Source organism: Frankia sp. ACN1ag, from assembly GCF_001414035.1.
GTDB classification, from domain to species: Bacteria; Actinomycetota; Actinomycetes; order Frankiales; family Frankiaceae; genus Frankia; species Frankia torreyi.
In genome coordinates, this window is the sequence record NZ_LJPA01000019.1 from 103,780 (window position 1) to 129,660 (window position 25,881).

Sequence of the window (25,881 nt, forward strand, 5' to 3'; positions counted from 1 at the left end):
TCAGGTGGCGTCGGGGTCGAAGGGGGCGGCGGCGTCGAAGGGGGCGGCGACGTCGGGCTGGGCGATGGGCTGAGGCGGGACGGCGCGGGAGGCGGTCGCCTTCTTCGGGGGCGACGACTTCGACAGCAGCGCGGGCGTCGACGGGGCCGGCGGCGCGGGGGTGTCCGCGGCGGGGCGGCCGGCCTCGCGGGAGGCGTCCTTCGGCAGGGAGGACTTCGTCAGCGACGGGGTCGCGGGCGTGTCGTCGCCGAGGAGCAGCGCGTCCAGCGCGGTCCGCTTCGTCAGGTACGGCGGCAGCGGGGGCTCGTCCTCGAACAGGTGCTTGCGGACGAAGGTCTTCGGATGCAGATCCCGAATGTCGAGATCGGCGAATTCCGGGCCGAGCTCGGACCGCAGATCATTGCGCATGCCGTTGGCCATCTGCCGGAGCTGGCGGAGCATGCGCCCCGCGTCCCGGGCCGCCTTGGGCAGCCTGTCCGGGCCGAAGACGAACAGGCCGATCAGCAGCAGGACGACGACTTCACCCCACCCGACACCGTTGAACACCGGCTGAGCGTACCTCTCCCCATGTTGCCGCGCGGAACTCCTGGGCAACGAAAGGATGTCCAATACTCAGTTCTGTTGTTCCTGGAGTGTCATTTGGGTGGTTGCGGTGACGCCACCGCGCACGTAGGTGACGGTGACCTTGTCGCCCACCCGATGCAGCCGGGCCGCCACGAGCAGATCGTTCGTCCCGCGAATCGTGTTCGCGTCGATCCGGGTGATGACGTCGCCGACCCGCAGTCCGGCCCGGGCCACAGGGCCGTCGGGAACGAGGCTCACCAGCCGGGCGCCGGGCACCCCGCCGATGGCCGTCGCCTCGCCCGTGGTGACGGTGGCGGCCGAGGCGCCGACGTAGGGATGGGTGGCTCGACCGGTCGCGATGAGCTCCTGGGCGACGGAGCGCGCGAAGTCCACCGGGATGGCGAAGCCCACGCCGATGCTGCCGCTCTGGGTCTGCTCCTCGTGGCCGGGGACCGCCGCGATCGCCGCGTTGATCCCGACGACCTGCCCGAGCGCGTCGAGCAGGGGACCGCCGGAGTTCCCCGGGTTGATCGCCGCGTCGATCTGGATCGCGCCGATGAGGACCGTGGGAGCGCTGCCGTTCTCGGCCGGCACGGTCGGATTGCGATCCAGGGCGCTGACGACGCCGGTCGTCACCGTCCCGGACAGGCCCAGCGGCGCCCCGATGGCGACGACCGGCGCCCCGACCACGAGGGAGCCGGACTGGCCCAGCGTGGCGGCGGGCAGCGGCGTCGGGGCGGGAATGCGCAGCACGGCGAGGTCGGTCTGCGGGTCTCGCCCGACGAGCTGGGCCTGGATCTGGCCGAACTCCTGGTAGCGGCGCACCGAGATCGGGCTGCCGCTGGCGACCGCGGACGCGATGACATGGTTGTTCGTGAGGATGAAGCCATCGGAGCTGATGATCACTCCGGAGCCGGTGCCGCCGCTGCCGTCGTCGCCCACCCCGCCGACGTCGACCGTCACCACGGTGGGCAGCGCGGCCGCGGCGATCGCCGCGACCGTGCGCCGGTCGGTGACGGGAGCCGGGCTGCCGACGGAGAGCGTCTTCACCGGTTGGACGCTGGTGTCGCCCGTGGTGATGGCGACGGCCAAGCCGCTGATCGCACCGCCCAGCAGCCCCGCGACCAGCACACACGCCAGCAGTACCCGTCGGCCGAGGACGACGGGGGCACCCCCCAGCCCCGCGCCGCCGCCCGGCGCCGACCGTTGCGCCGACGACGCGGGGTACGCGGAGCCGGCATCGCGATCGTCATCGCCGTCACCGCTGGCGCGCGGAGCCGGCGTCGCCTCCCCGCCGGGACCGGCGATCCCGACGCGCCGAGCGGGCCGCGCGGGCCGCAGGGCCGTCACCGATCCGGCTCCCCGGCGGGACTCCCGCGCCGGCGCGACGCTCACCCCCGATCCGGCGCGTCCGTTCGGAGCCGGCCTGGCGTCGGTGGCCCGGCCAGCACCCTGCCCGCGGGCGCCGGTTGCCGCCGACCCGCCGCGGTTTCCCGCGACCGACTGCGACCCCGCAACCGACTGCGACCCCGCGACAGCAGCGAAGATCCCTGCGGCCTGCGCGGCGGGCTGCCGGCTACCGGCAGTCGCCGGTGTCGACACCGCCGGCCGCTCCACCCTGCTCGCGGCCGCCGAGGCGCCGCTGGGCTCGCCGCGAAGGCCGGCGGCATCGTCGTGGGCGACTCCACCGCGTTGGGCACCGGCGCGTTCGGCACCGGCACGCTCGGCACCCGCACGCTCGGCACCGGCACGCTCGGCACCCGCACGCTCGGCACCCGCACGCAGGCTCCAGGTCCGGCCGCCGGCCCGGGTGGCGCGGTCCGCACCGTCCGCACCATCCGCCGTGGCCGCTGTGGCCGCCGTGGAGCCAGGGCCGCCGGTGCTGCGGCCGGAGTGCCGCCCGTGCCGGGCACCGGTCGACGGGCGCTGCCCACCCTCACCGGGCGGCGGCACCGGCGGCCGGCGGGACGCGGGACGCGCTGCCGGAGCCGGAGCCGGCCGGTCCTGGCGGGCCGTTTCCGGCCCTGCGGACTCGGCACGCGGACCCACTGCGCCCTTGGTGTGCATCTCGTCGAGCACCTCGAGCCCGTCCGTCGCGCCGGTAGCGCTCGCCCGCAGCCCGGCGTCGTCCCGCGTGGGCAGCACGCCGTCGGGCGACGGCAGTTCGGGGCCGTCACCCGACGTGACGCCATTGGACGTCCCGGCCGCACGGGCGCGCTCGACTCGCCGTTGCGGCTCACGATCCCCCGCCGGCCCCGCTCGACCCGCCGGCCCCGCTCGACCCGCCGGCGCAGCCCCCGGCGTCGGCGCAGCCCCCGGCGTCGGTGCGGTCCCCGGCGTCGGCGTGCTGCCCTGGGCCGGCGTGGTGCCCTGGGTCGGCGTGCTGCCCTGGGTCGGCGTGCTGCCCTGGGTCGGCAGAGTGACCTGGGCCGATGCAGTCGCCGCCGGCGGCGCGGACCGCCGGGCTCCCGAGATCGGCATCGCGCGCACGGGCGGCTCCGGGACGGCGTGGGTGGACGGTCTGGAACCTGTCTGGGAACCCCGTCCGGTGGCCTGGGTTCGCGAGAGGGCGGCGCCGGCGCGAAACCCGGACCGTCCCGCCACGAGAGCACCCGCCGCGGGTTCGGAAGACGCCGCCGGCCTGCCGGTCAGGGCGGTGAGGTCGGGCCGGACGCCCCCGAGCGGAGGCACCTCGGCGGGAGGAGCTGCAGAGGGAGGAGCTGCAGGCGATGGCACCGCGGGCGGAGACCCCGCGGAGCGGCTGGTCGGGTCTCCCGCGGCCGACGCAGCGCCGGGCCGCGGGTCGGTGGAGGGGGACCAGGCGGCCGGAACCGCTCCGTTGAAGCTCCGGGGCGGCGGGCTGGCGGGCATCGCCGCCGAGGTCGACGGGATGGTCGTCTCGTCACGGGCGCCGGGGCTCTCCGGCCGCCGGTCCATGCCCCGCTCGACCGGAGTCGAACCACCGGCCCGGACGACGGTCCCAGCGGCACCGGCAGCAGCAGCACCGGCAGAAACAGCGGCACCCGCGGGACCGCCAGAGGTGGCCGGAGCCGCGGAACTGGCCAGAGCGGCAGGAGCAGCCGGATCGGCGGGGCTGGCGGCATCGGCATCACCGGCGACGGGCCGGCCGGCGGGCTGAGGCTCCCCGGTCGGTTCGGTCCCACCGCACCCGGGCATGGCGGACGGATCGATGACCACGGATGACCGTTCGAGGCGCCGCGGCCTGATCGGCGTGTCCACCGGCTCCATGCCGGCGATCGCCGCCTTGTCGTCGTTGCCGTCCACCACGACCTCCCGACTCGCTCGTCGCGCGACACGGCGGAACACCGGCAACCGGTTCCGTCCTGGGAGGCCCCGCGCAACGACTCCGAGCGGGTAACACGGTAAAGCCTCACATCAGAGCAGAGGAGACCTCTCCTGCTGAACAGTCGAAAAAAGACTTTTCAGGTATCGATCAGCAGCATCCTCCCGCCACCCTGACGGGGGTGAAATCGCCGACGGTCTCCGCTGCTGCGCGGGATGACCGCCACGTGCGGGCACCCCCGGAAGGGAACACGGGGGCAGCACGGACGCGACCGACGCAGGCTCGGCGGGTGAGCACATGTTTCCGCGACGTTCAGTACTCGTCAACCGCGGACGTCCGGGAACGCTACGTCAACGGCGCAACGAAACCTTCATCGGCGTGAACATGGGGATCAGGCGCAGAGAGCCACCGGCCGGGGAGCCTGGGACGACCACGGAGGAAACGGTCGGCACGGCGATGGGACCGGCCGGACGGGCGTTGCCCCGACCGTCCGAGACGGCGGCGCCGGTGACGGCGAGCATCAGCAGCGCGGCGGAACCGAGCAGGGTCCGACGCATGCTCGAGCGGCCCTGGCCGGGCCGCGGGGGTGGCGACGGCCGCAGAGGAAGCCGATCACGCGATCCACCCGGTCGAGCCCCTTGCCGGCGCCCGGTGCCCCGCCGCGCGGCCCGGGGACCAGGCCTCGTCCTGCCGGGCGGCTCGGTGGATCCGCGGCGCGATCTGCGCCGGGACGCCACTCGATCGGACGCCACTCGATCGGACGCCACCCGATCGGACGCCACCCGATCGGTCGGCTGGGCCGCGGACCGGCCGTGGCCGGTGGCATCGGGTCGGCTGGGCGTACGCCTGGAGGGCGACAAGGGCGAGGGTCGGGGATCTGCCATGGTGCGCTTCGGCCACGGCTCGCTCGCGCCGATGCGCAGCAGCCGGGCGGCGACGTCGTCCGGCAGTCCCGGATCGCCCAGCGCGACCAACCGGGCCTTCACCTGGCGGAGCGCCACCACCTCACGCTGGCAGTCCGCACAGCCGGCGAGATGCGCGAGCGCGCGGTCCCGCGCGTCGTGATCAAGCTGATGATCGATGAGGGGCGAGACCCGGTCGCCAAGATGCTCGGTCACGCGGGCCGCTCCGCAGGAGCACCACCCTTGCTTCCGGCGGGAACAACTCCACGCCGCCGCCCGCCCCTGCCACGCCCGTCGTCGCGGCTTCGTCGCGAGCCGGGCGAGGCAGCAGGTTGATCATACTCGGCGTCGGCGGCACCGGGCGCATCGGCCCGGCCGGCCGGGGCCGCGGGACTGGCGTAGACGTCGTCGGCGTCCTCGGCGGCGACCAGCATGGCGCCGTCGGCGGTGCGGGGCGCCCGGTCCGCCAGCGCCGCCCGCAACATCGCCCGTCCGCGCGAGATCCGGCTGCGGACCGTGCCGAGCTTCACGCCGAGCGTCTGGGCGATCTCCTCGTAGGAGAGCTGTTCGATATCGCACAGCACCACAGCGGCCCGAAAGTCGGGCGGCAGCGCCGCGAGCGCCGCCTCGACGTCGGCATCGAGATGAGCCTCGGCGTAGACCGCCTCAGGGCTCGCCTCGCGCCCGGCCAGCCGCTCGGTGTCCTCGGGCAGCGCGTCGAACCGGATCTTCTGTTGCCGGCGCATGCGATCGAGGAAAAGGTTGGTCGTGATCCGGTGCAGCCAGCCCTCGAAGGTGCCGGGCGTGTAGTCCGCCAGGGACCGGAACACGCGCACGAAAACGTCCTGCGTGAGGTCCTCGGCGTCGTGGGCGTTGCCGGTGAGACGGTAGGCGAGCCGATAGACCCGGTTGCCGTGCTCGCGGACCACGTCCTCCCAGGACGGCGGCACCCAACCGGAAACATCTGAGGTGGCGGCGGCGCCGGCGGCGTCGGAACCCGCCCCGGAGTCCTGTGCAGCCACGGCCGCCTCTCGGTCGGTTCGCGTCGAACGTACCCGACGAGCCGGCCAGGGAGCGGCGAATCCCGCTGCGGACACCGATGTTTCTCCCCTCGTTCCTCGACACGATGCGCGTTGACCAGATGAACGCGCCTCTGTGCTCTCCCGTTCCCGTAGGCTGCGGATGTCATGCCGGACACCGACATCGGCGAGCTTGACTCCGCCGCCGCCTACGCCGAGGGCTTCCTGTTGGAAGACCCGATCCTTCGTGCTGCCCGCGCCCGCGCCGAGGAGGTCGGGATCGTCCCGGTCAGCCCGGGCGCCGGTGCGGTCCTGCGATTCCTCGCCGCCGCCGTGAGCGCCCGCGCGGTCGTCGAGATCGGCACCGGTACCGGGGTCTCCGGTACCTGGTTGCTGCGCGGGATGCGGCCCGATGGAACCCTAACCACCATCGACGTCGAGGCCGAGCATCTCCGGCTGGCGCGCCGCACCTACGCCGACGCCGGGATGGCGCCGGGCCGCAGCCGGCTCATCACGGGCCGCGCCCTCGACGTCCTCCCACGCCTCACCGACGGCGCCTACGACCTGGTGTTCTGCGACGCCGACCGCCGAGAGGGCACCGAGTACCTCACGCAGGCACTGCGGCTGCTCCGCCCGGGCGGAGTGGTCGTGTTCGCGGGCGTGCTGGCCGAGGGCCAGGCGGCCGATCCCGGTGCCCGCGGCCCGGACGCGGTTGCCGTCCGCGAGCTCGCCACCGCCGTGCGCGATGACATGCGGCTCACCCAGATGCTCCTCACCACCGGCGGCGGCCTGCTGGTTGCAGTGGTCGCCAAGTCCTCACCCGTCGGCTAGGACCTGCGGGGGCGGCCCGGGGTAGCCCGTAAGGGTCAGCGTCAGGCCGGTCGACCGGTCCTGGCAGCAGCCCGCCCGGACGCGGCGCCCAGGCCCGGTGCCGTGACTGGACGGAACCCGCCCGCAACCGCGGCGCGCCGGGGGTCTGGCCCGCTCGGCGCGTAAGGTGCCCTCAAGCGTGACATTTCGACGCCTTGGGGAGTGGATGGCACCGGCGGCCCGGGAGTACCGGCGCTACGACGACTTCGGCGGGTACGAGGGCGACGGTCGCGATATCCACGCCGACCGCGGTGCCCACGCCACTCGCACCGATCGGGCCCGTTCGGGTGCCTACCCGGACATCGGTGCCCGCGGGGAGCGCCGAGACTACGACGGACGCGGCGGCTACCAGGACCACGGCGGCTACGACGACGGCGGGACCTACGACGACGGCGGTGGCTACGACAACGGTGGGGGCTACGACGACGGTGGGGGCTACGAGGACCCCCGGGCCTCCTTTGACGACCGCCGCCGCCACGACGACCGCGGAAACTTCGGCAACCGCGATGGCCATGCCGACCGCACCCCCTACCCCCGCGATCCCTACAACGGGCGCGATCCCCATGCCGGCCACGGAGACCGCGACGGCCGCGGAGACCATGGCCGCGGCCGGCACGACGGTCCCGATGAGTACGCCGGCCGCGGGGGCTACGGCGATCGAGGCACCCAGCTCGATCGAGGCACCCGGAACGGTCGCGCCGCCCAGGGTGGTCGCGACAGCCAGGCCGATCGCGGCATCCAGGGCGATCGCGGCATCCAGGGCGATCGCGGCATCCAGGGCGATCGCGGCATCCAGGGCGATCGCGGCATCCAGGGCGATCGCGGTAGCCGCCCCATCCACGATGAGCGCACCGACCCCGGCATCCACACGAACCGCCGTGAGGGCGCCGACCGCGTCGACCGCGGGGCCTACAGCGGCCGCGAGGGCACCATCGGCCGCGGGAGCAGCGTCGGGCGCGGGGGCCATGACGGCGGCGGGGCTGGTCTCGCCGGCGGCGCGAGCTACCGCTCGCGCGCAGGGGCCGATCCTCGCGGCGGGGCCGACGAGCGGGAGGCCGGGCCGCCTGGCGCCGCCGCGCGGGACGGCCTGCTGCGCTACGTCGTGTTCGTACTGGTCGTGGCCGTCCTGGCCGGCGCCGCCGGGTACGCGCTGAACCGGATGGTGGGACCGGCGCACCAGGCGCGCACGGCGCCGGCCGCGGGTCCGGGTCCGGGTTCGGGTCCGGCGAGCCCATCCGTGGCAAGCCCGGGGGCGGCCGGCACTCCGGGACTCCCCACCGGCACGGCCGACCCGACCGGCCCAGTCCAGGGCGGTGCCGGCGGCCTCCTGACGAACCTCACCGCCGAGCAGGTCGCGATCAGCCTGGCCAAGGCCGGCCTGCCGTTGCACACGACCGTCGTCTACACCGCCGCCACCGACCCCGACCGGCTCCTGGGCACGGCGGGCGGCTACTCCAGCCGGATCGCGTTCAGCGACTCCCGGGTGGGCTCGAACGAGGTGGCGGGGGCGCCGGCGGGGGCGATCGAGCGTGGCGGCGCCGTCGAGGCGTTCCACGACGCGGCGGCCGCTCAGCGGCGGGCCACCCGGCTCCTCACCGTAACCAAGGACAATCCGCTGGTCACGGAGTACGTCTACGTGCGGGGCGGCGTGGTCCTCCGCGTCTCCCTGGTGCTGACCGACGGGCAGGCGAAGGGCTACGAGACGGCGCTGCAGCGGCTGGCTTCCTGAGCGAGCGACCACCCGGGCCGGGCTGGCGGTGCTGGCCAGGACCGGGCGGGGCCGGCCGCCGACCGGCGTCCGGCCGTTTACGCGGGTCCGTCCCGCGAGGAAGGATGATCCATGAACATCCGGGAGTTCTATGGCGAGGAGCCGCGGCGGCAGGCCTCCGCCGAGGTCCCCTTCGGGGACGGGTGGACCGACCACCATGACATCCACAGCACCTACCGGCTGAGCTGGGTCGAGGACACCCGGGAGATCTACTCGGTCCGCGAGCCGCACCCCGGCGGGATCCTCGCCCGTTACCTCGACCAGCTCCGCGTCGACCAGGCGGACATCGACGAGCTGCGGGTCGAGATCCTCGCGGTGGCGGACCGCGAGGCGATCGAGGCGGCGCTGGCGGGCTGGCCCGCGGTGATGGAGGAGCACGACAGCCTGCGCTGGGCCCGCCGCCAGCTCATCAGCCTGAGCTCGGCCGGGGCGACCCCCTGACCGGCGCCCGCCCCCGGACCGGCGCCCGCTGCCGGGCACCGGTCGGTCGCTAGCCGACCTGGGTTGACGCCTCCGCCGGCGCCGGCGTGATCACGTCCGCCGGCGAGGTGGCGTCCGCGGCCAGCCAACGCAACAGGGTACGGACCCCCCAGCCCGTGCCGCCGCGGCTGATCTCGCCGTCGTCGGAGTCGGACCGCGCCGTGCCGGCGATGTCCAGATGGGCCCACGGCAGCTTCCCGGCGAACTCGCGCAGGAACAGCGCGGCGGTGATCGACCCGCCGCCGACGTCCAGCGCCCGGCCGATGTTGGCCAGGTCCGCGACCGGCGAGTCGATCGCCGGCCGGTAGTCCTCGGTGAGCGGCAGCCGCCACACCCGCTCCCCGGCGGACTCGGCCGCGGTGGTCAGCTCCGCGGCGAGATCGTCGTCGGAGCTGAACAGGCCCGCGGTGCGCCGGCCGAGCGCGACGGCGATCGCCCCGGTGAGGGTGGCCAGGTCGACGACGACGTCGGCGCCGAGCTCGCCCGCCGCGTAGGCGAGGCCGTCGGCGAGGACCAGGCGCCCCTCGGCGTCGGTGTTGAGCACCTCGACCGTCGTGCCACCCCAGCAGGTGATGACGTCGCCGGGGCGCATGGCATTGCCGCCGATCATGTTCTCCGCGATGCAGAGCAGGCCGGTCACCCGACCGGGCACGCCGAGCGCCGGCAGCGCGGTCATCGTCCCCAGCACCGCGGCCGCGCCGGACATGTCGGTCTTCATCCCGATCATCGACACGGCCGGCTTGAGCGAGAGGCCGCCCGAGTCGAACGTGATGCCCTTGCCGACGAGAACCCGATGGCGGGCGGCACCAGCCCCGTCGTACTCGATCCGGACCAGCCGCGGCGGGCGCGGCGAACCCCGGCCCACGGCCCGCAGCCCGCCGAAGCCCTGCTCGGCCAGTTCTCGCGGGCCGAGCACCGTCGCGGTGAGGCCGGCCGCGGTCGCGATGCGCACGGCCCGGTCGGCGAGCCATTCCGGCGACTTCACCAGGCTCGGCGTGTTCACCAGATCGCGGGCGATGTACACCCCGAGGGCCACGGCACGGGCCGCCCGCAGCGCGGCGAGCGCCGCGGGATCGGCCGCGAGGTCGGTGACGACGACCACCTCGCGCAGCGGCCCGCCGGCGGCCTCGGCGGCGGGCGCTGACGCCCCGCCGCCCGCGTCCACGGCGGGGCCGGCGGCGTCGATGGCGGGGCCGACGGCGTCGACGCTGTCGAGCCCGGCATCGTCCACCGTGATCTCGTTGACGTTCAGCGCGTCACGACCGGGCGCCTCGGCGCCGGCCCCGGCGGCGGGCCGGGTCCGGGCGTCCGGGCCACCGCCCGCCGGACGGCCGGGCTGACCGGCCCGCTCCAACAGTCCGGAGACGCGGTAGGAGCCGAGGGCGACTCCCTCGGCGAACGCCCGCAGTTCGACCGGCGCGGGCTGCGCGATCACCGCGAGCCGCGCCGCCGCGCCGGCCCGGCGCGCCACGGCGGCGCCGGCGGCCCGCCAGTCCCCCGGCTGGCCGGCGCCGACTCCCACCACGAGCAGCCTGGTGATCGAGCGCTCCGCGCCGGTGAGCGGGACGACCAGCACGGAGCCGGCGTCACCGCGCAGGGACTCGGTCTCGACGAGCCGGTCGAGGTCCACCCCGAGATCGGCGGCCGCCCGCCGGGTGGCCGCCGCGAGGACCGGCCCGTCCTCCCCCGCCGCCAGCACGACGGCGACGACAGAGGCCGCCGCGTCGGTGGCGCTCCCGGACCGCAGAGTGATCTCCGGCGGCGACCCGATGAGAGCATCGAGCACCGGACTCGACGCGGATCCGTCCATGGTCATCTGACCCTCCCTCATCGCCGCCGCCCCCGGCCGTCGGGCCGGCCAGCCCCGCCCAACACGGGTCGGCCGCCCGGCCGGGACGCATCAACAGCTAGCTGACCGCGGTCTTGAGGGCGTCCCCCAGCGCACTCGCCTCGTCGGCGGTGAGTTCCACAACGAGCCGACCGCCCCCCTCCAGCGGGACACGCATCACGATGCCGCGCCCCTCCTTGGTCACCTCGAGCGGACCGTCACCCGTCCGCGGCTTCATGGCCGCCATCGGTGCACCTCTTCCTGCCGTCGGACCTGCGTCTGGCGACGATTATCCCGTAGACCGGACCGCAAACCGAAACACGTCTCCCCGCGGCATCACAACGGTCGGCGGCACCGACATCGGACGGTGGGTGTCCGGTGTCGACGGACGCGCTCACGGTCGGTCTCGCGTGACCCAGATCGACCGTCCGTCAACGGGATGCCGAGACGCGCGGGACGCGGGCCGGTCAGTCCTGCGGCTTGTCCAGCGGCACGACGGGGTGCTCCCGCACCGACGGCTCGGGGCCGATGCGCGCGAAGGTCGCCAGCCGGACGAGTTCGTCGTCGCGCCGGGCCAGCTCCTCGTCGCGCCAGGCCAGCTCCTCGGCCAGGCGCAGCAGGACGGCGTCGACCTCGGCCATCCGGTAGCCGCGCGGCGCCATCGCGAAGCGCAGTCGAGTGACGTCGCCGGCCGTCACCGTGCCGGCGGGCAGGCCGACGGAGGCACCGTCGGGCGGCGCGGGGGCCAGCCGGTCGAAGCGGCCGACGGCCAGCGCGGCCACGGCGAACACGACGGCGGCCACGATCACGATCTCGACGACGAGCACCACGGGTCGATCGTGCCATGCCCCGACCACCCTGGTCACCCCGCCCGATCTGGCAGTCTGGCCGGGTGGACGCCGACCCCGCCGAGACGACCGCCCCGACGCCCCACTCCCCGTCTCACTCCTCGGCCGACTCCCCGGCCGACTCCCGGACCGCCGCGTCGCCCCTGGCCCCACGCCCGCCGCACGCCGACCGGACCGGCCAGGACGGCGCACCGGGGCCGGGCGGGCGGCCGCGGCAGGGGCCGCTGCGGCTGGGCCGGCGGGTGTTCGGACCGTCGGAGCTGGTGGTCATGGCCATCGTCAACCGCACGCCGGACTCGTTCTTCGACCGCGGCGCGACGTACGGACAGGCCGCGGCGCTCGACGCCGTCGACCGCGCCGTCGACGACGGGGCGGGGATCGTCGACATCGGCGGGGTCAAGGCGGCCCCCGGCGGCGAGGTGAGCCCGGCCGAGGAGCTTCGCCGGGTCGGCGGCTTCGTCGCCGCGGTCCGCGCGCGCCATCCCGACCTGGTGATCAGCGTCGACACCTGGCGGGCGGCGGTCGGCCGCGTGGTCGCCGGGGAGGGCGCCGACCTGCTCAACGATGCCTGGGGCGGGGTGGATCCGCAGCTCGCCGAGGTCGCCGCCGAGTTCGGCACCGGACTGGTGTGCACCCACGCCGGGCACCTGCCGCCCCGGACCCGGCCGCACCGGATGACCTACGACGACGTCGTCGCCGACATCGTCGCCACGACCGTGGGTCTCGCCGAACGCGCCGTGGCGCTGGGGGTACGCGCCGACGCGGTGCTCATCGACCCGGGCCACGACTTCGGCAAGAACAGCCGGCACTCGCTGGAGGCCACCCGGCGCCTGCCGGAGCTGGCGGCCACCGGGTGGCCGGTGCTGGTCGCCATGTCGAACAAGGACTTCGTCGGGGAGGCCCTGGACACCGGGGTCGACGAACGCCTGGAGGGAACCCTCGCCGCGACGGCGATCAGCGCCTGGCTCGGCGCCCGGGTCTTCCGCGCCCACCAGGTGGCCGCGACGCTGCGCACGCTGCGGATGACCGCGGCGATCCGCGGCGACGCCGACCTCGCCGTCGCCCGCCGCGGCGTCGCCTGACCCGCCCCCGCCGTCAGTCGCCCTCGATGATCTCCCGGTCGGTCGGCTGGGGCGGGGCGCCGGCGCCCGCGGGAACCACGCCCGCCGGCGCGGCGGCCTCCAGGTGGTCGAGGGCCTCGCCCACGCTGGTGGCCCAGATCAGGGTGTCGCGGGCGACGGCCCGGACGAACCCGCCCGCGACGAGGGAGTCGACGAGCAGCCGCAGGTGACCGAAGACCCCGCCGGGGTCGAGGACGACCACGGGCTTCGTGTGCAGACTCAGCACTCGGGCCACCCAGATCTCCAGCAACTCCTCCAGCGTGCCCAGCCCGCCGGGCAGCGCGAGGAAACCGTCGGCGCGGTCGTCCATCAGCGCCTTGCGCTCACGCATCGTGTCCGTGACGATCAGCTCATCCGCCTCGGTGTCGCTGACCTCCATCGCCACGAGGACGCGCGGGATCACCCCGATGGTGCGGGCGCCGCCGGCCCGCGCCGCCCGGGCCACCGCCCCCATGCACGACACGGAGCCACCGCCGGACACCAGGGTGTGGCCGCGCCGGGCGAGCTCCGCCCCGGTCCGGGTCGCCAGCTCCACGTGGGCGGCGTCGATGTCGGACGAGGACGCGCAGTAGACGCAGATGTTCACGGTTCGGGCACCTCCGGGCGGGGCGGCTCGGCGTGCCCGGCCGTCCCCCGCACGATGATGCGCACCGCCTCGTCGACATCGTCGGTGATGGACAGGATGTGCAGGTCCGATTCCTTGATCAGGCCGGCCGACAGGACGGTCGAACGCAGCCACTCCACCAGGCCCGACCAGTACTGCGACCCGATGAGGACCACCGGGAACCGGGTGACCTTCCCGGTCTGGACGAGGGTGAGCGCCTCGAACAGCTCGTCGAGCGTGCCGACCCCGCCGGGCAGGATCACGAACGCCTCGGCGTACTTGACGAACATCGTCTTGCGGACGAAGAAATACCGGAAGCTGACGCCCAGGTCGACCCAGTCGTTGAGCCGCTGCTCGAACGGCAGTTCGATGCCGAGGCCGACCGACAGCCCGCCCGCCTCCTGGGCGCCGCGGTTGACCGCCTCCATCACCCCCGGCCCCCCGCCGGTGATGACGGCGAAGCCGGCCTCGGCGAGCCCGGCGCCGAGGCGCAGGCCCTGGGCGTAGATCGGGTCGTCCGGGGAGATGCGCGCCGAACCGAAGACCGTCACGGCCCGCGGCAGCTCCGCGAGCAGCCCGAAGCCCTCGACGAACTCGCTCTGGATGCGCATCACCCGCCACGGGTCGCCGTGGACGAAGCCCGACGGGCTGCGGGTGTCGAGCAGCCGCTGGTCGGTGGTGGATCGTTCGACCTGCCCGCGCCGGGCGACGACCGGCCCGCGGAACTGCTCCGGCGGCGGGTAGCGGCGCTCACGCCCCGCAGCGGGCCCTGCGGCGGGCCCCGCGGCGGGCCCCGCCGCAGGCCCGGTCGCGCGTGGCGCCTGCTCACCGCCGTGGGCGGGGGGCGACGCAGGCTGCGGATCCGGGTTCGCGGGCGAGCTCACCACGCCCACCCTAGACGGCTGCACGGACGACCCACCGGTTGCGGTGCGCGGGAGGAGCGGGCGGAGCGGGCGGAACCGCGGCACGGGATCAACGTGTCGCACAAATGACAAAAACTGGCAAAGTTCCATTGGCTGTGGCCGCGGAAGAACGTCCTCCTTCTCGTTCCGACCGCGGGTGCCGTCGCCCGAAGCAGTGAACCGCGGAGCGGCACGATTCCTCCGCCCGATGTGTCCTCCGTCACTAAATTGCACCCCCCTTCGCCCAACCCGCAGACTCGGACAATCTGGCACCCTCCCCATTCTTCGCGACACTTCGTCGGCCGCGACGGCTGGAACTCAACCGACGGCGCACCCCCGGCTACCTCTCATTGAATCCGACTGTAGTGTCCATCTAACTTCGGGTAACCATTGGCCGAGCAACTTTACAGGGCGCACATTTCGCCGCATCTCCTTGACACCCCCGGCCGGCCAGGTTCTACTCGTACACATGGGGGAGAGACTTGCATGCAGTTCTTTGGGGGGAACCGGCACCATGCGCGGCCGCCCAGAGCAGAGCGATGCACCGATCGGGTGTCGGCGGTAAGGAGCCGAACCGGCGGAGATACAGCCCGGCCAGGTTCATCTTTCGCTGCACCCACAGGCATCAGGTCGGCTGACCTGTTCACTGTTGCGCCGTGCGGGCCCACCGCCGTGCGAGGTTTCCGTGGACCGGCATGTCCGGCCGTACATCACGGTGTTCTTGCTGGTTCACCGAGCTCGATGACGCCCGCATAACGGTCCGACGGCATTGGTCACCAGGCCGCCCGGCGCCATCGCCGCAGGCCCGGCGGGTGCGAGATAGCACGCTGTCGACCATCCGGTGCGGTGCCTTCATGGCCGCCCGTACCCCGATATGGCACGCCTCTTTGTTGCCCGTCCACACCATGCGCCCGCCGCCCCGGCAAGCCTTCGATCGTGGCGCAGCTGCCACAATGCATCCACCGCAGCGCAGGGGGAAACCGCGATGCCGCAAGCAGATACCATCGGACCACCGGAATCAAACGGTCCGGACCTCGAGAGCCTACGAGTGCGCCACCCTGCGCCACGCGTCCACCTACACCATTCCGGCCCACGCGTCTCCGTCATCATTCCGGCCATGAACGAGGCCAAAAACCTGCCGTGGCTGGCCCGTCGTATGCCCGCGGGTCTGCACGAAATCGTCCTGGTCGACGGCCGCTCCGTCGACGACACCGTCGCGGTCGCCCGCTCCCTGTGGCCGGGCCTGCGGGTGCTGACCCAGACCCGCCGAGGCAAGGGCAACGCTCTGGCCTGTGGATTCCATGCCGCCACCGGCGACCTCATCGTCATGATCGACGCCGACGGTTCGATGGATCCCGGCGAAATACCGTACTTCGTGGCTGCCCTGGAGGCCGGAGCCGACTACGTCAAGGGCAGCAGGTTCGTCGCCGGGGCCGGCTCCACCGACATCACCCGCCTGCGGGCCACCGGGAACCGCGTACTCAACCTGCTGACGAACTGGTCGCACGGCAGCCGGTACACCGACCTCTGCTACGGCTACAACGCCTTCTGGCGCAGAATCCTGCCGGTCCTCGGCCTCGACGACGGGCAGGCCACCGACTCCACCGACTCCACCGAGAGCGACCGCAAGCGCTGGGGCGACGGGTTCGAGATCGAAACCCTGATCAACATCCGCGCCCATGTCGCGGGGCTGCGGATCGCGGAGATCGCCTCCTTCGAATCGTCCCGGCTGCACGGGCGCAGCAACCTCAATGCCACCTCCGACGGCCTGCGCGTCCTGCGGACGATCGCCGTCGAGTACCGGGCGGCGCGTCGTCGCGGCTCGGTCCCGACGCCGACGCCAGTCCCGGTTCAGCCTTCGCAGGCTGCACCACCGGCGGCGACCCCGGTGGCCCCATCACCCACGATCGTCACCGAAGCCCCGGTCACGGCCTCGGCCGGCCGCCTGGCCGGCGAGGTTGACCTGCTCGTCGAGCGGCAACCCGCCGGCCCCGCACCCGCGCCCGCGGCGGTGGTGGTCGGAACCGCCGAAGCCGTGCCGGTTCAGCGGCCCGAGGGCGAGCGGTCACTGTCGAACTCCACCGTGCAGGCCGGAGGCTTGCCGGCCTGATGAGACAGCGGATGGTGACGCCCGGACCGACGGCCCCTGGGCGGGCATGGAGCCATGGGCGGGCATGGAGCCATGAGCGGGCATGGAGCGGCAGGGATGAGGATCCCGTGCCGGCGGCGGCCGGCGCGGGGACGGGATGCGGGTGGTGAAGCTACCCGCCCTGGGCGTTGATCGGCGGCTACGGCTTCCCGCCCTTGGTCGGGTTGCGTCCATCAGCGCCAGCCTGATCGCCACCCAGGCCGTGACGAGCCTGCTCGGATTCGTCTACTGGACCCTGGCCACGCGCGAGTTCAGCGTCGGCGCCGTCGGCCTCGCCGGCGCCGCGGTCTCGCTGATGATGCTGCTGGGCACCCTGGGCATGTTGGGCCTCGGCACCCTGCTCATCGCCGAGTTGCCCAGGGTCGGCGCGGCCCACCGCCAGCTGCTCCTGCGCACGACCCTCGCCGTCACCGCCGCCGCCAGCGCCCTGCTGGCACTGGTGGTCGCGGGGGGCGTCCACCTCATCCCGGCCCACAACCTGCGCCCGATCAGCTCGTCCCCGTGGACGACACTGGGTTTCGTCGCCGGTGTCGCGCTGACCGGTGTGACGCTCGTGCTCGACCAGGCCGTGCTGGCCCTCGGCAACGGCCGCCTCCAGCTCGAACGCAACGCGGTCGCCAGCACGGTGAAGATCGGCGCGCTCCTGGTGCTCGCGCACACGGGCCACGGCGGCGGTATGGCGATCTTCCTGTCGTGGACGATCGGCAACGTCGTCTCGCTGCCACTGATCGCCTGGCGCGCGGCACGCGACGCCCGCCGAACAGGCGACGCCCGCCGAACACGCGAGCCCGCCGTCGACTTCACCCTGCTGCGCGGGCTGGGCCGACAGGCCGCCAACCACCACCTGCTCAACCTGGTGCTGATGGCCCCCATGCAGCTCCTGTCCGTGATCGTGACGATCGCGATCTCGGCCGAGCACAACGGCTACTTCTCCATCGTCCAGCAGGTCTCCGGGTTCGTGTTCGTGCTGCCGTACAGCATCACCATCGGTCTGTTCGCGGCCGCGGCCGGCGATCAGGAGTCAATAGTCCGGCGGATGCGCATGACGATCCCGATCGGCCTGGCCGCGAGCCTCGCGGCCGACGCGGTGCTCCTGCCGGCCGGCGGTCTGGTCCTGGCCGTGTTCGGCCACTCGTATGCGACCGCCGGCGTCACCACCCTGCGAATCATCGTGCTTGCCGGCCTGCCGTTCGTCATCAAGGACCACTACGTGGCACTTCGTCGGGTGCAGGGACGCACCGGTCAGGCGGCACTCATCTGTTCCGTCGGCGCGATCGTCGAGCTCGCCGCGGCCGCCACCGGCGCCCGGCTGGGGGGGACGGCCGGGTTGAGCGCGGCCTGGGTCGGCGCTCTGCTCATCGAGGCCGCCCTGCTCGTCCGGCCGCTGTGGGCCGCACGCAAGGACCTGCCGCCCCTGCCCGCCGTCGAGCCGAACGACCGGGCCGTGCTCGTCCCCGATGCCCGAAGCGGCCGCTCCCCCGCCACCACCGCCACCGCCACGGGCGTGACGCCCGCGATCGCGGAGCCGGCTGTCGAGACCCTCGCCGGAGGCCTGACGTGACCGTCGTCGACCACCAGGCCCCCGGCGACGGCATCACCACCACAGACGCCATCACCACCCCAGACAGCGTCACCACCACCACGGACGGCATCACCACCCCAGACGGCATCCCCAGCGCAGACGGCATCCCCAGCGCAGACAGCGTCACCAGCGCAGACAGCGCCGGAACCGCGGAGGTCGTCGCCAGCGGTGCCACGGCCGTGGGCGTCGCCCTCCTGGAGGCGTCCGCGAGCGACCAGGCCGGGGCGATCCCGGCCCCGGGGGCCTCGGGCGAGGCGGCGCGCCGACGGCGTGACCTCACCGGGCCCGTCCTGCTGACGATGTCGTTGGGCCTGCTCCTCGTCGCCTACTGCGTCCAGCGGGGACGCGGCGGCGAGGACCAGGTGACGACCGAATCCCTGTACTGGGTGGCGCTGTCGATCATCTTCCTGCCGCCGACCGTACGCCTCCTGCACCCGCGCACGGGCGGGCGCGAACTGATCATCCTGTCCCTCGCCCTGCCGCTGGCCCTGCAGGTCAGTCGGACGGTTCTCTACCCGACCCGGTTCGTGTTCCACGACGAGCTCGTACACGAGAGCGTCCTGAACCACATCGCGCAGTACCGCCATCTGTTCACGCCGAACCCGCTGCTCCCGGTGACGCCCTACTACCCCGGCCTGGAGGTGGCCACCGACGGGGTGCGGGCGCTGACCGGGCTGCCCGCCCACACGGCGGCGGCGGTCGTGCTGGTCCTCGCCCGCGTCGTCCTGTCCGGCTCCTTCATCCTGATCGTCCGCCGGCTGACCGGTTCGACCCGGGCGGGCTGCCTCGCCAGCCTCGTCTACGTCTGCAACCCGCAGTTCGTCTTCTTCAACGGGCAGTTCTCCTACCAGACGATCGCGCTGCCACTGGCGGTCCTGGCCCTGTACCTCGTCCTGTCCCGAACCGGGGCGGAGACGGGGACGGGGACGGGAACGCGGACGGCCGATCGGCTACGCCCGCTGATCCTGCCGCTGGCGGCGCTGAGCGCCGTGGCGTTCTCCCACCACCTCACGTCGATGCTGCTCGTCGCCGCCCTGTGGGGATGGCTCGGGATGACCCTGATCCTGGGCGGGCGAGGGCGCCGTGACGGCTCGGTGTTCGCGCTGACGGTCGTGGCCGGGATCGGCACGCTGATCGTGATCGGCGCGTCGCTGCGGCCGGGCAACACCCTCGGCAGCTACCTGCTGGGGATCTACCGGGGTTCGGCCGGGGACGTCGCCAAGCTCACCGAGGGGCAGCAGACCCACGAGCTCTTCCACGACTCCGGCGGGATCGTGACGCCGCGATGGCAGCAGTACGTGTCCTTCGGCTCGATCGTCGTCGTCATGGCGGCGCTCGTGCCCGCCGCGATCAAGGCGCGGGTGTGGGTGCGCCGGCGCGCGGCGCTGGCGGTCGTCCTGAGCCTCACCGCGCTGCTCTATCCGGTCATCCCGGCCGGGCACCTGACGGCGGCGACCTCCGAGGTCGGCGACCGGGCTTCCGGCTTCGCCTTCCTCGGCGTCGGCTTCGTCGTCGCCTGGCTGCTGGTCGACCCGCCACGTTGGGCCTCGACGTCGCGTTGGGCCTCGGCGTCGCGTTGGGCCTCGGCGTCGCGTTGGGCCTCGGCGCCGCGTTGGGCCTCGGCGCCGCGTTGGGCCTCGATGTCACGTTGGGCCTCGGCGTCGCGCCTGCTGGTGTCCACCGCGGCGTTCCTGGTGGCGTTCGTCGGCGGGGAGATCATCGGTGCCGGCCCGGTGTGGCTGCGGGTGCCCGGCCCGTACCTGGTCTCGGCCGATCCGCGCAGCGTCGACGCGGCGAACCTGGCCGCCGCGCACTGGCTCGCCGACCATGTTCCGCCCGGCAGCCCGATCTACGCCGACCGGGTGTCGGGGCTGCTCGCCTCCGCCATCGGCCATCAGTACACCGTCCGGCACGTCGGCTCCGGGATCGACGCCTCCCCGGTGCTGCTCGGGACGACCTTCACCGCCGTCGACCGGCAGCTCATCCGCCACGCCGGGCTGGCGTACGTCGTCGTCGACCGACGCGACGCGACCGATCTGCCGCACGTGGGGGTCTACATCGAGTCGGGAGAGCTGGGCGGGGAGAGCCGGCAGGCGCCGGTCCCGATCTCCGCGCTCGACAAGTTCGCCACGGTGAACGGAGCCCGTCGTGTGTACGACAACGGATCCATCGTCATCTACGACGTGCGAGCCCTCCGTGCCTCCTGAGACGGCCGCGAGCGCGGCAACAGCCACAGGCCCGGTGACAGCCACAGGCCCGGTGACGGCCGGGGCCCGCCACCCGCGGCCCGCGTTCGTGGCCCGCTTGGCGCTCCTGGTCGCGGCGGTGACGGCGGTGCTCGTCCCCGCCCCCACCGCGCTCACCGCCCCGCTGGCCGCGGTCGCGGTGGTGGCCACCGTCGAGCCGATCGTGCGGACCCGCCGGGTCGGCCACCTCGACGCGCTGGTCGTCGGCACCGGGTCCGTCCTGATCTCGCTGATGGCCCTGGGCCTGCTCCTCAACTACCTGCCCGGCGGGATCACCGAGCGCTCGTGGGGGATCGCCGCCGGGCTGGCCGGGCTGGCCGCGCTGCTCGGCAGCGAGCTTCATCACCGCTTCGGTGCGGCCAGGACCGGGGCCGCGGCCAGGACCAGGACCGCGGCCGGGACCGGGGCTGCGGCCGGGTGGCGGGCGGTGCGGGAGTCGGTTCGGGCCGGTGGGCGGGCGCTGACCCCGCGGCGGCTGCTGGGCGCGAGCTGGTTCGTCGCGGCGGCCCTCGTCGTGACGGTCGCGCTCACGATGTCCGTGCGGGCCACCCAGCGGGCCGAACAGCCGCCGCTGTCGCTGGCGGTAGCCGCGCCCGCCTCCGGGCAGGCGGCGGCGCCGGGCACGGCGGTGATCGCCGTGTCCGCGACGCGGCCCGCCGGCCCCTACCGGTTGTTCGTCGACGCCGGGCAGGGATCCGTGCTCCTGCGCCCGTCGTTGGCGGTGACCAGCGGGCAGACGTACGTGACCGTGCCGGCGCCGGACGGGCGGCGGGTCGTGGTGACCCTCACCGGCCTGGCCGACGACCACGTCCTGCGCAGCCTCGTCCTCGGGGCGCGCCAGGCAGATCCGGCGCGGCCCGCGCCGGGGACGGAGCCATCCCGATGAGCGACAGCCGGCGCCCCCTGCGGGTGCTCCAGGTCACCGCGCGCTACCTGCCCGACCTCGGGGGCACCGAGACCCACGTGCACGAGGTCGGGCGCCGCCTCGGCCGGCGCGACGACCTCGATCTCACCGTGCTGACGACCGACCGGACCGGCCGGCGCCCGCGCGTGCAGCGGGCCGAGGGCTTCGACGTGCTGCGCCGCCAGGCCTGGCCGCGCGGCAGCGACTACCACCTCGCGCCGGGGCTGGTGAACGTGATCCGCCGCGGCGGCTGGGATCTGGTGCACCTGCAGGGCGTCCACACCGCGGTGCCGATCCTCGGCATGCTCGCCGCGCGGCGAGCCGGCATCCCCTACGTCGTCACCTTCCACACCGGTGGGCACTCCTCCGGGGCCCGGACGTCGATGCGGTCGGCGCAGTGGAAGGCGCTGAGCCCGCTGCTGCGGGACGCGCGCCGGCTGATCGGCGTGAGCCGGTTCGAGCGGGATCTGTTCCAGGGGGCGACCGGGATCTCCCCCGACCGGTTCACGGTCATCCGCAACGGCGGTGGCCTGCCCACCGCTCCCGCCGAGGTGCGTCCCATCGCCGGGCGGATCGTCTCCTCCGGACGGCTGGAGCGATACAAGGGCCACCACCGGGTGATCGAGGCCCTCGCGGCCGCGCGGCGCCGCCAGCCCGAGGCGCACCTGGTGATCCTCGGTGCCGGGCCGTTCGAGGCGGATCTGCGTGCGCTCGCCGACCGGTTGGGCGTCGGCCGGTCGGTGACCATTCGGGCCGTCCCCCCCGGGGACCGGGACGCGATGGCCCGGGAGCTCGCCAGCGCGACGGTCGTCGCGGCGCTGTCGGACTACGAGGCCCACCCGGTCGGGGTGATGGAGGCCCTCGCGCTGGGTGTGCCGGTCGTCGGCTACGACGTGGCCGGCACCGGGGATCTCGTCGCCGACGGCCTGGTCACCGGGCTGGCGCCGGAAACGCCGGCCGAGCGGGTCGCCGACGCGCTGCTCGCCGCGGCGCGGACGCGGCGGACGGCCGCCGTCGACCTGCCGACCTGGGAGAGCTGCGCCGACGAGCTCGCCACCGTCTACCGCACGGTCGTCGACGAAATCGACCAAGAGGAGGAAGAGGCGAAGAAGGCGGGGAAGAAGGCGGGGAAGGAGGAGCGCAAGAGGGCCGGTGAGCGGCCGGCCCGGGTGGTGCACGTCATCACCGCGCTCACGACCGGTGGGGCGGAACGCCAGGTCCAGCACCTCGTCGAGCGCGGCAGCGCCGAGTCCACGGTGATCTGCCTCTACGGCGGCGGTCTCGTCGCCGACGACCTGGTCGCCGCCGGCCACCGGGTCCACGTCCTCGGGATGGCCGGCTGGCGGCGTTTCGCCGCCCCCCTCCGGCTGGCGCGGATGCTGCGCCGGTTGCGCCCCGATGTCGTCCACACGCACCTGCTTGCCGCCCAGTTCTGGGGGCTGCCCGCCGCGCGACTCGCCGGCGTGCCGGTCATCGTCTCGACCGAGCACTCGCTGATGCCGATGACCATGGAGGGCCGCCCCACCACCCGGCGGCTGCGGCTGCTCTACTACCTGCTGGTCCAGCTCGCGCAGCACTCCGTCGCCGTCTCCGCGGCGACAGCCCGCCGGATGGTCTCCTGGGGGATCAACCCGGCCCGGATGAGCGTGATCCTCAACGGGACCGACATCGACGCCATGGCCTTCTCGGCCGGCGACCGGGCGGCGGTGCGCGCGGAGCTCGGCGTCGCGCAGGACGTGCGCCTCGTCGGGGCCGTCGGCCGCCTCGCCCCGGTCAAGCGGTTCGACGTGCTCATCGACGCGCTCGCGCCACTGCTGTCGACGGGGGACACGAGGCTCCTCGTCGTCGGCGTGGGGCCCCAGGAGGGCGCGCTGCGCCGCCGCTGCGCCGAGCACGGGATCAGCGACGCCGTCCACTTCCTCGGCGCGCGTTCCGACGTGGCGCGGGTGCTCAGCGCGCTCGACGTGTTCGTCAGCCCGTCCCGCGACGAGACGTTCGGCCTCGCCATTCTGGAGGCCCTGGCCAACGGGCTGCCGACGGTCTACGGCGAGTGCCCGGGTCTCGAGGGGCTCCCCAAGCCGCTGGCGACGGCGATCAAGCTACCCGCCGAACTCGACGGGAACGCCGAGCGGGCGGCCCTGGCCGAGGCGGTCGACGCCGTGCTCGACACCGGCCTGCGCGCCGATCACCCGCCGGCCGACCTGCGGGCGCACTGCGGGGTCGAGGGTTTCGTCGGCGCGGTCGAGGCCCTCTACCGAAGCCTGTCCGCCGGCCGACGGACCACCTTCGGCCTCGCCACGACACCCGCCACGACGCCCGCCCCAGCGCCGACCGTCCCAGCGCCGACCGTCCCGCCACCGGCCGCGCAGCGGCCCCGATCCCGAGCTTTGCTGGAGGACAGTTGACCCCAGGTAGGTGGCGCCGGGCCGGATCGCTCGGGGTCACGCTGATCATCGTGGGCGGTCTGCTGGCCGGCTGCTCCTGGTTCGGACACTCCGGCGGGTCCGCCACGTCCACCCACCGGCCCGGGCCCGAGCGACCGGAGCTGGCCGACCAGTTCGTGACCCGCTCCGGCGCCCAGCTGAAACTGGGCGGGCAGCCGTTCCGCTTCATCGGGTTCAACTACTTCGACGCCGCGGCCACGGACCGTTACACCTGCGCCTGGTGGCCGCGGGTGAGCGACGCGGACCTCGACCGGGACTTCCGCTTCCTGCACGAGCAGGCCGGCGCCACCGTCGTGCGCTTCTGGGCCTTCCAGACCTACACCCAGGGCGGGACGGACTTCTCCGGGGTGGACCGCGTGATCCGTGCCGCCCGGGCCAACGGGATGCGGGTCATGCCCGTCCTCGAAAACGAGTGGGGGGACTGCACGACGGCCGCCACCCGCACCGACAGCAAGGCCGCCTACCAGGGGGACACCTGGTTCGGACAGGGCTACCGGGTGCCCTTCGGCAACGCGACGCTGTCCTACCGGGACTACGTGAGCCGGATCGTCACGCACTACCGCGACGAGCCGACGATCCTCGGCTGGACGATGATGAACGAGGCCGAGACCAGCGCCCGCGACGACCAGAACCGCCCGGCACTCGTGGGCTTCGCCGGCGACATCGCCGGCGTGATCAAGTCCGCCGACCCGCGCCATCTCGTCAGCGTCGGCTCCCAGAGCAACGGGGCTCCGGGGGCGAGCGGACCGGACTTCGCCGCGGTCTACGGCCTGGCGAACATCGACTTCACCGAGGTCCACGACTGGTCGGCCTGGGGCTCGGACACCGAGGCGCTGCCCGGCAGCGCCAAGGACGGGTCGCTGCCGGCCACGACCTCACCGCAGTGCGCGCCGGTGCGGGGCGCCCCCCTCGCCTGCTCCTTCGCCTCCGCGCAGCAGCTCGGCAAACCGCTGATCGTCGGCGAGGCGGGCATCGCCGCCGGTGACGCCGCCGGCCGCGAGCGCCGGGCCGACCTGCTGGCGGCGAAGGTCCGCGCCGCGTTCCACAACGGGGCGTCCGGCTACCTCATCTGGCAGTTCAACCACGTCGTCGACACCGAACGGTACGACGTGCTGCCCTCCGACAACGATCCGCTCTTCGCCGTCCTGCGGCGGCTCTCGGACAACCCGCCGAGCTGACCCTCGGCCGCCCACGATCGGGAAGGCGACCGTGACGCACCCACCAGACACAGCACCGGCCAGCACGACACCGGCCAGCACGACACCGGCCAGCACGACACCGGCCGACGACGAGCGGGCCACGCAGCCCATCACCCTGCCGCCATCCACACGGCCGGGGACCGGCCCGACATCGGTGATCATCTGCGCCTACTCCGAGGAACGCTGGCACGACCTGCTGGCCGCGGTCGACAGCGTCCGCGGCCAGGGGCGTCCGCCGGAGGAACTCATCGTGGTCATCGACCACAACGAGGCCCTGCTCACCCGGGCCCGCGACGCCTTCGGCGGGACGGCCCGGGTGCTGGCGAACACGGGCCGGCGCGGCCTGTCGGGTGCCCGCAACACGGGCGTCGCGGCGGCCACGGGCGCCGTCCTGGTCTTCCTCGACGACGACGCCCGCGGGGAGCCGGACTGGCTGGAGCGGCTACTCGAGCCCTACGCCGATCCGCGCGTGCAGGGCGTCGGCGGCGCGGCGGTGCCGATGTGGCCCACGCCCGGTCGGCCGGCATGGTTTCCCGCCGAGTTCGACTGGGTGGTCGGCTGTACCCACACCGGGCTGCCCGCCGTCGCCGCGCCGGTGCGTAACCCGGTCGGCGCGGCGATGTCGTTCCGCCGCGGGGCGTTCGAGCTCGTCGGCGGCTTCACCGAGGGCGTCGGCCGGGTCGGTGCCCGCCCGCTGGGCTGCGAGGAGACCGAGTTCGGCATCCGGCTGCGGCAGGCCGACCCGGGCGCCCTCGTCATCCACCAGCCGAGCGCCGTCGTACGCCACCGGGTCACCCCGCCGCGGGCCCGGCCCGGCTACTTCTGGCGCCGCTGCTACGCCGAGGGGATCTCGAAGGCGACGATCTCGCGAACGGTCGGGCGGGATTCGGCACTCGCCGTCGAACGCGACTACGTCCGCCGGACCCTGCCGGCCGCGGTCCGCCGCTACCTGGGCCTGCGCGGTCGGCGCCGGGCCGCGGTGGCGGTGGTCCTCGGGCTCACCGCCACGACGGCGGGCTACCTGCGCGGCAGCGCGAGCTCCCTGGTCACCCGCTCCCCGCGCCCGCCCCGGTAGGCGGTTACCCGCTCCGTGCGGCGTCCCACGTCCCCGTCCCCCCGTCCCCGTCCCGTCCCGCGTCCCCGTTCC

Annotated in this window: 19 protein-coding genes and 1 pseudogene; 11 read left to right on the forward strand and 9 right to left on the reverse strand. The window is 74.1% G+C overall.

Going from position 1 to position 25,881, the window contains the following annotated elements; genetic code table 11:
• The 4 genes from tatB to sigE all read right to left on the reverse strand — a co-directional run bounded on the left by tatB (position 1) and on the right by sigE (position 5,792).
• Positions 1-546: a Sec-independent protein translocase protein TatB gene (tatB, locus tag UK82_RS18320; RefSeq protein ID WP_055408326.1), complete on the reverse strand. Its 546-nt coding sequence runs from the start codon at positions 544-546 to the stop codon at positions 1-3.
• Positions 547-612: 66 nt separating this feature from the next.
• Positions 613-3,045: a trypsin-like peptidase domain-containing protein gene (locus UK82_RS38555; protein WP_236706104.1), complete on the reverse strand. Its 2,433-nt coding sequence runs from the start codon at positions 3,043-3,045 to the stop codon at positions 613-615.
• A gap of 1,173 nt (positions 3,046-4,218) precedes the next feature.
• The gene (locus tag UK82_RS38560; protein ID WP_236706095.1) at positions 4,219-4,425 is read right to left on the reverse strand and encodes a hypothetical protein; all 207 of its coding nucleotides are present in this window, start codon (positions 4,423-4,425) and stop codon (positions 4,219-4,221) included.
• Positions 4,426-4,982: 557 nt separating this feature from the next.
• On the reverse strand, positions 4,983-5,792 hold the full coding sequence (gene sigE / locus UK82_RS18335) for an RNA polymerase sigma factor SigE (protein WP_044883467.1): 810 nt from the start codon (positions 5,790-5,792) through the stop codon (positions 4,983-4,985).
• A gap of 165 nt (positions 5,793-5,957) precedes the next feature.
• On the opposite strand from sigE, the gene UK82_RS18340 reads away from it, so the two are divergent.
• From UK82_RS18340 to UK82_RS18350, 3 genes are all read left to right on the forward strand, one after another.
• The gene (locus tag UK82_RS18340) at positions 5,958-6,620 is read left to right on the forward strand and encodes an O-methyltransferase (RefSeq protein ID WP_044883466.1); all 663 of its coding nucleotides are present in this window, start codon (positions 5,958-5,960) and stop codon (positions 6,618-6,620) included.
• A 178-nt stretch (positions 6,621-6,798) separates the two neighbouring features.
• The gene (locus UK82_RS38565) at positions 6,799-8,388 is read left to right on the forward strand and encodes a hypothetical protein (protein WP_236706096.1); all 1,590 of its coding nucleotides are present in this window, start codon (positions 6,799-6,801) and stop codon (positions 8,386-8,388) included.
• A 111-nt stretch (positions 8,389-8,499) separates the two neighbouring features.
• The gene (locus UK82_RS18350; protein WP_044883465.1) at positions 8,500-8,868 is read left to right on the forward strand and encodes a hypothetical protein; all 369 of its coding nucleotides are present in this window, start codon (positions 8,500-8,502) and stop codon (positions 8,866-8,868) included.
• Between the two features lie 49 nt (positions 8,869-8,917).
• On the opposite strand, the gene UK82_RS18355 is transcribed toward UK82_RS18350, so the two are convergent.
• The 3 genes from UK82_RS18355 to UK82_RS18360 all read right to left on the reverse strand — a co-directional run bounded on the left by UK82_RS18355 (position 8,918) and on the right by UK82_RS18360 (position 11,565).
• A complete protein-coding gene (locus tag UK82_RS18355; RefSeq protein ID WP_236706097.1) occupies positions 8,918-10,723 on the reverse strand; it encodes a M17 family metallopeptidase in 1,806 nt (601 codons plus the stop codon).
• Positions 10,724-10,814: 91 nt separating this feature from the next.
• Complete coding sequence (locus UK82_RS31635; RefSeq protein ID WP_011438211.1) at positions 10,815-10,982, reverse strand: DUF3117 domain-containing protein; 168 nt, start codon at positions 10,980-10,982, stop codon at positions 10,815-10,817.
• 220 nt (positions 10,983-11,202) lie between these two features.
• Complete coding sequence (locus tag UK82_RS18360; protein WP_055408332.1) at positions 11,203-11,565, reverse strand: DivIVA domain-containing protein; 363 nt, start codon at positions 11,563-11,565, stop codon at positions 11,203-11,205.
• 287 nt (positions 11,566-11,852) lie between these two features.
• On the opposite strand from UK82_RS18360, the gene folP reads away from it, so the two are divergent.
• Complete coding sequence (gene folP, locus UK82_RS18365) at positions 11,853-12,665, forward strand: dihydropteroate synthase (RefSeq protein ID WP_055408361.1); 813 nt, start codon at positions 11,853-11,855, stop codon at positions 12,663-12,665.
• Between the two features lie 13 nt (positions 12,666-12,678).
• Here folP and UK82_RS18370 read toward each other — a convergent pair whose 3' ends face one another.
• A complete protein-coding gene (locus UK82_RS18370) occupies positions 12,679-13,290 on the reverse strand; it encodes a TIGR00730 family Rossman fold protein (protein WP_044883462.1) in 612 nt (203 codons plus the stop codon).
• Positions 13,287-14,195, reverse strand: a complete 909-nt coding sequence (locus UK82_RS18375) for a TIGR00730 family Rossman fold protein (RefSeq protein WP_236706098.1) — start codon at positions 14,193-14,195, stop codon at positions 13,287-13,289. Before UK82_RS18375 ends, UK82_RS18370 begins: the two co-directional genes overlap by 4 nt.
• Positions 14,196-15,195: 1,000 nt before the next feature.
• Between UK82_RS18375 and UK82_RS18380 the strand changes: the two are divergent.
• The 7 genes and pseudogenes from UK82_RS18380 to UK82_RS18410 form a co-directional block, all read left to right on the forward strand.
• Positions 15,196-16,014, forward strand: a pseudogene (locus tag UK82_RS18380) (glycosyltransferase family 2 protein); the annotation flags it as partial.
• Between the two features lie 448 nt (positions 16,015-16,462).
• Complete coding sequence (locus tag UK82_RS18385; protein ID WP_161849132.1) at positions 16,463-17,920, forward strand: lipopolysaccharide biosynthesis protein; 1,458 nt, start codon at positions 16,463-16,465, stop codon at positions 17,918-17,920.
• The gene (locus UK82_RS33695) at positions 17,917-20,148 is read left to right on the forward strand and encodes a hypothetical protein (protein ID WP_055408335.1); all 2,232 of its coding nucleotides are present in this window, start codon (positions 17,917-17,919) and stop codon (positions 20,146-20,148) included. The genes UK82_RS18385 and UK82_RS33695 overlap by 4 nt, the downstream gene beginning before the upstream one ends.
• A 34-nt stretch (positions 20,149-20,182) precedes the next feature.
• Complete coding sequence (locus UK82_RS18395) at positions 20,183-21,073, forward strand: hypothetical protein (RefSeq protein WP_152989934.1); 891 nt, start codon at positions 20,183-20,185, stop codon at positions 21,071-21,073.
• On the forward strand, positions 21,070-23,496 hold the full coding sequence (locus UK82_RS18400) for a glycosyltransferase (RefSeq protein ID WP_055408339.1): 2,427 nt from the start codon (positions 21,070-21,072) through the stop codon (positions 23,494-23,496). Before UK82_RS18395 ends, UK82_RS18400 begins: the two co-directional genes overlap by 4 nt.
• Positions 23,493-24,713 carry a cellulase family glycosylhydrolase gene (locus UK82_RS18405; RefSeq protein ID WP_161849133.1) on the forward strand — a complete coding sequence of 407 codons (1,221 nt, stop codon included), beginning with the start codon at positions 23,493-23,495 and terminating at the stop codon, positions 24,711-24,713. Before UK82_RS18400 ends, UK82_RS18405 begins: the two co-directional genes overlap by 4 nt.
• A gap of 31 nt (positions 24,714-24,744) precedes the next feature.
• Complete coding sequence (locus UK82_RS18410; RefSeq protein WP_236706099.1) at positions 24,745-25,809, forward strand: glycosyltransferase family 2 protein; 1,065 nt, start codon at positions 24,745-24,747, stop codon at positions 25,807-25,809.
• Positions 25,810-25,881: the final 72 nt, after the last annotated feature.

Bases quoted from the DNA above. Each gene is read 5' to 3' on its own strand.
- UK82_RS38555 (WP_236706104.1), bottom strand. From the start codon at position 3,045: ATGCCGATCTCGGGAGCCCGGCGGTCCGCGCCGCCGGCGGCGACTGCA.
- UK82_RS38560 (WP_236706095.1), bottom strand. From the start codon at position 4,425: ATGCGTCGGACCCTGCTCGGTTCCGCCGCGCTGCTGATGCTCGCCGTC.
- UK82_RS18340 (WP_044883466.1), top strand. From the start codon at position 5,958: ATGCCGGACACCGACATCGGCGAGCTTGACTCCGCCGCCGCCTACGCC.
- UK82_RS18350 (WP_044883465.1), top strand. From the start codon at position 8,500: ATGAACATCCGGGAGTTCTATGGCGAGGAGCCGCGGCGGCAGGCCTCC.
- UK82_RS18355 (WP_236706097.1), bottom strand. From the start codon at position 10,723: ATGACCATGGACGGATCCGCGTCGAGTCCGGTGCTCGATGCTCTCATC.
- UK82_RS31635 (WP_011438211.1), bottom strand. From the start codon at position 10,982: ATGGCGGCCATGAAGCCGCGGACGGGTGACGGTCCGCTCGAGGTGACC.
- folP (WP_055408361.1), top strand. From the start codon at position 11,853: ATGGCCATCGTCAACCGCACGCCGGACTCGTTCTTCGACCGCGGCGCG.
- UK82_RS18400 (WP_055408339.1), top strand. From the start codon at position 21,070: ATGAGCGACAGCCGGCGCCCCCTGCGGGTGCTCCAGGTCACCGCGCGC.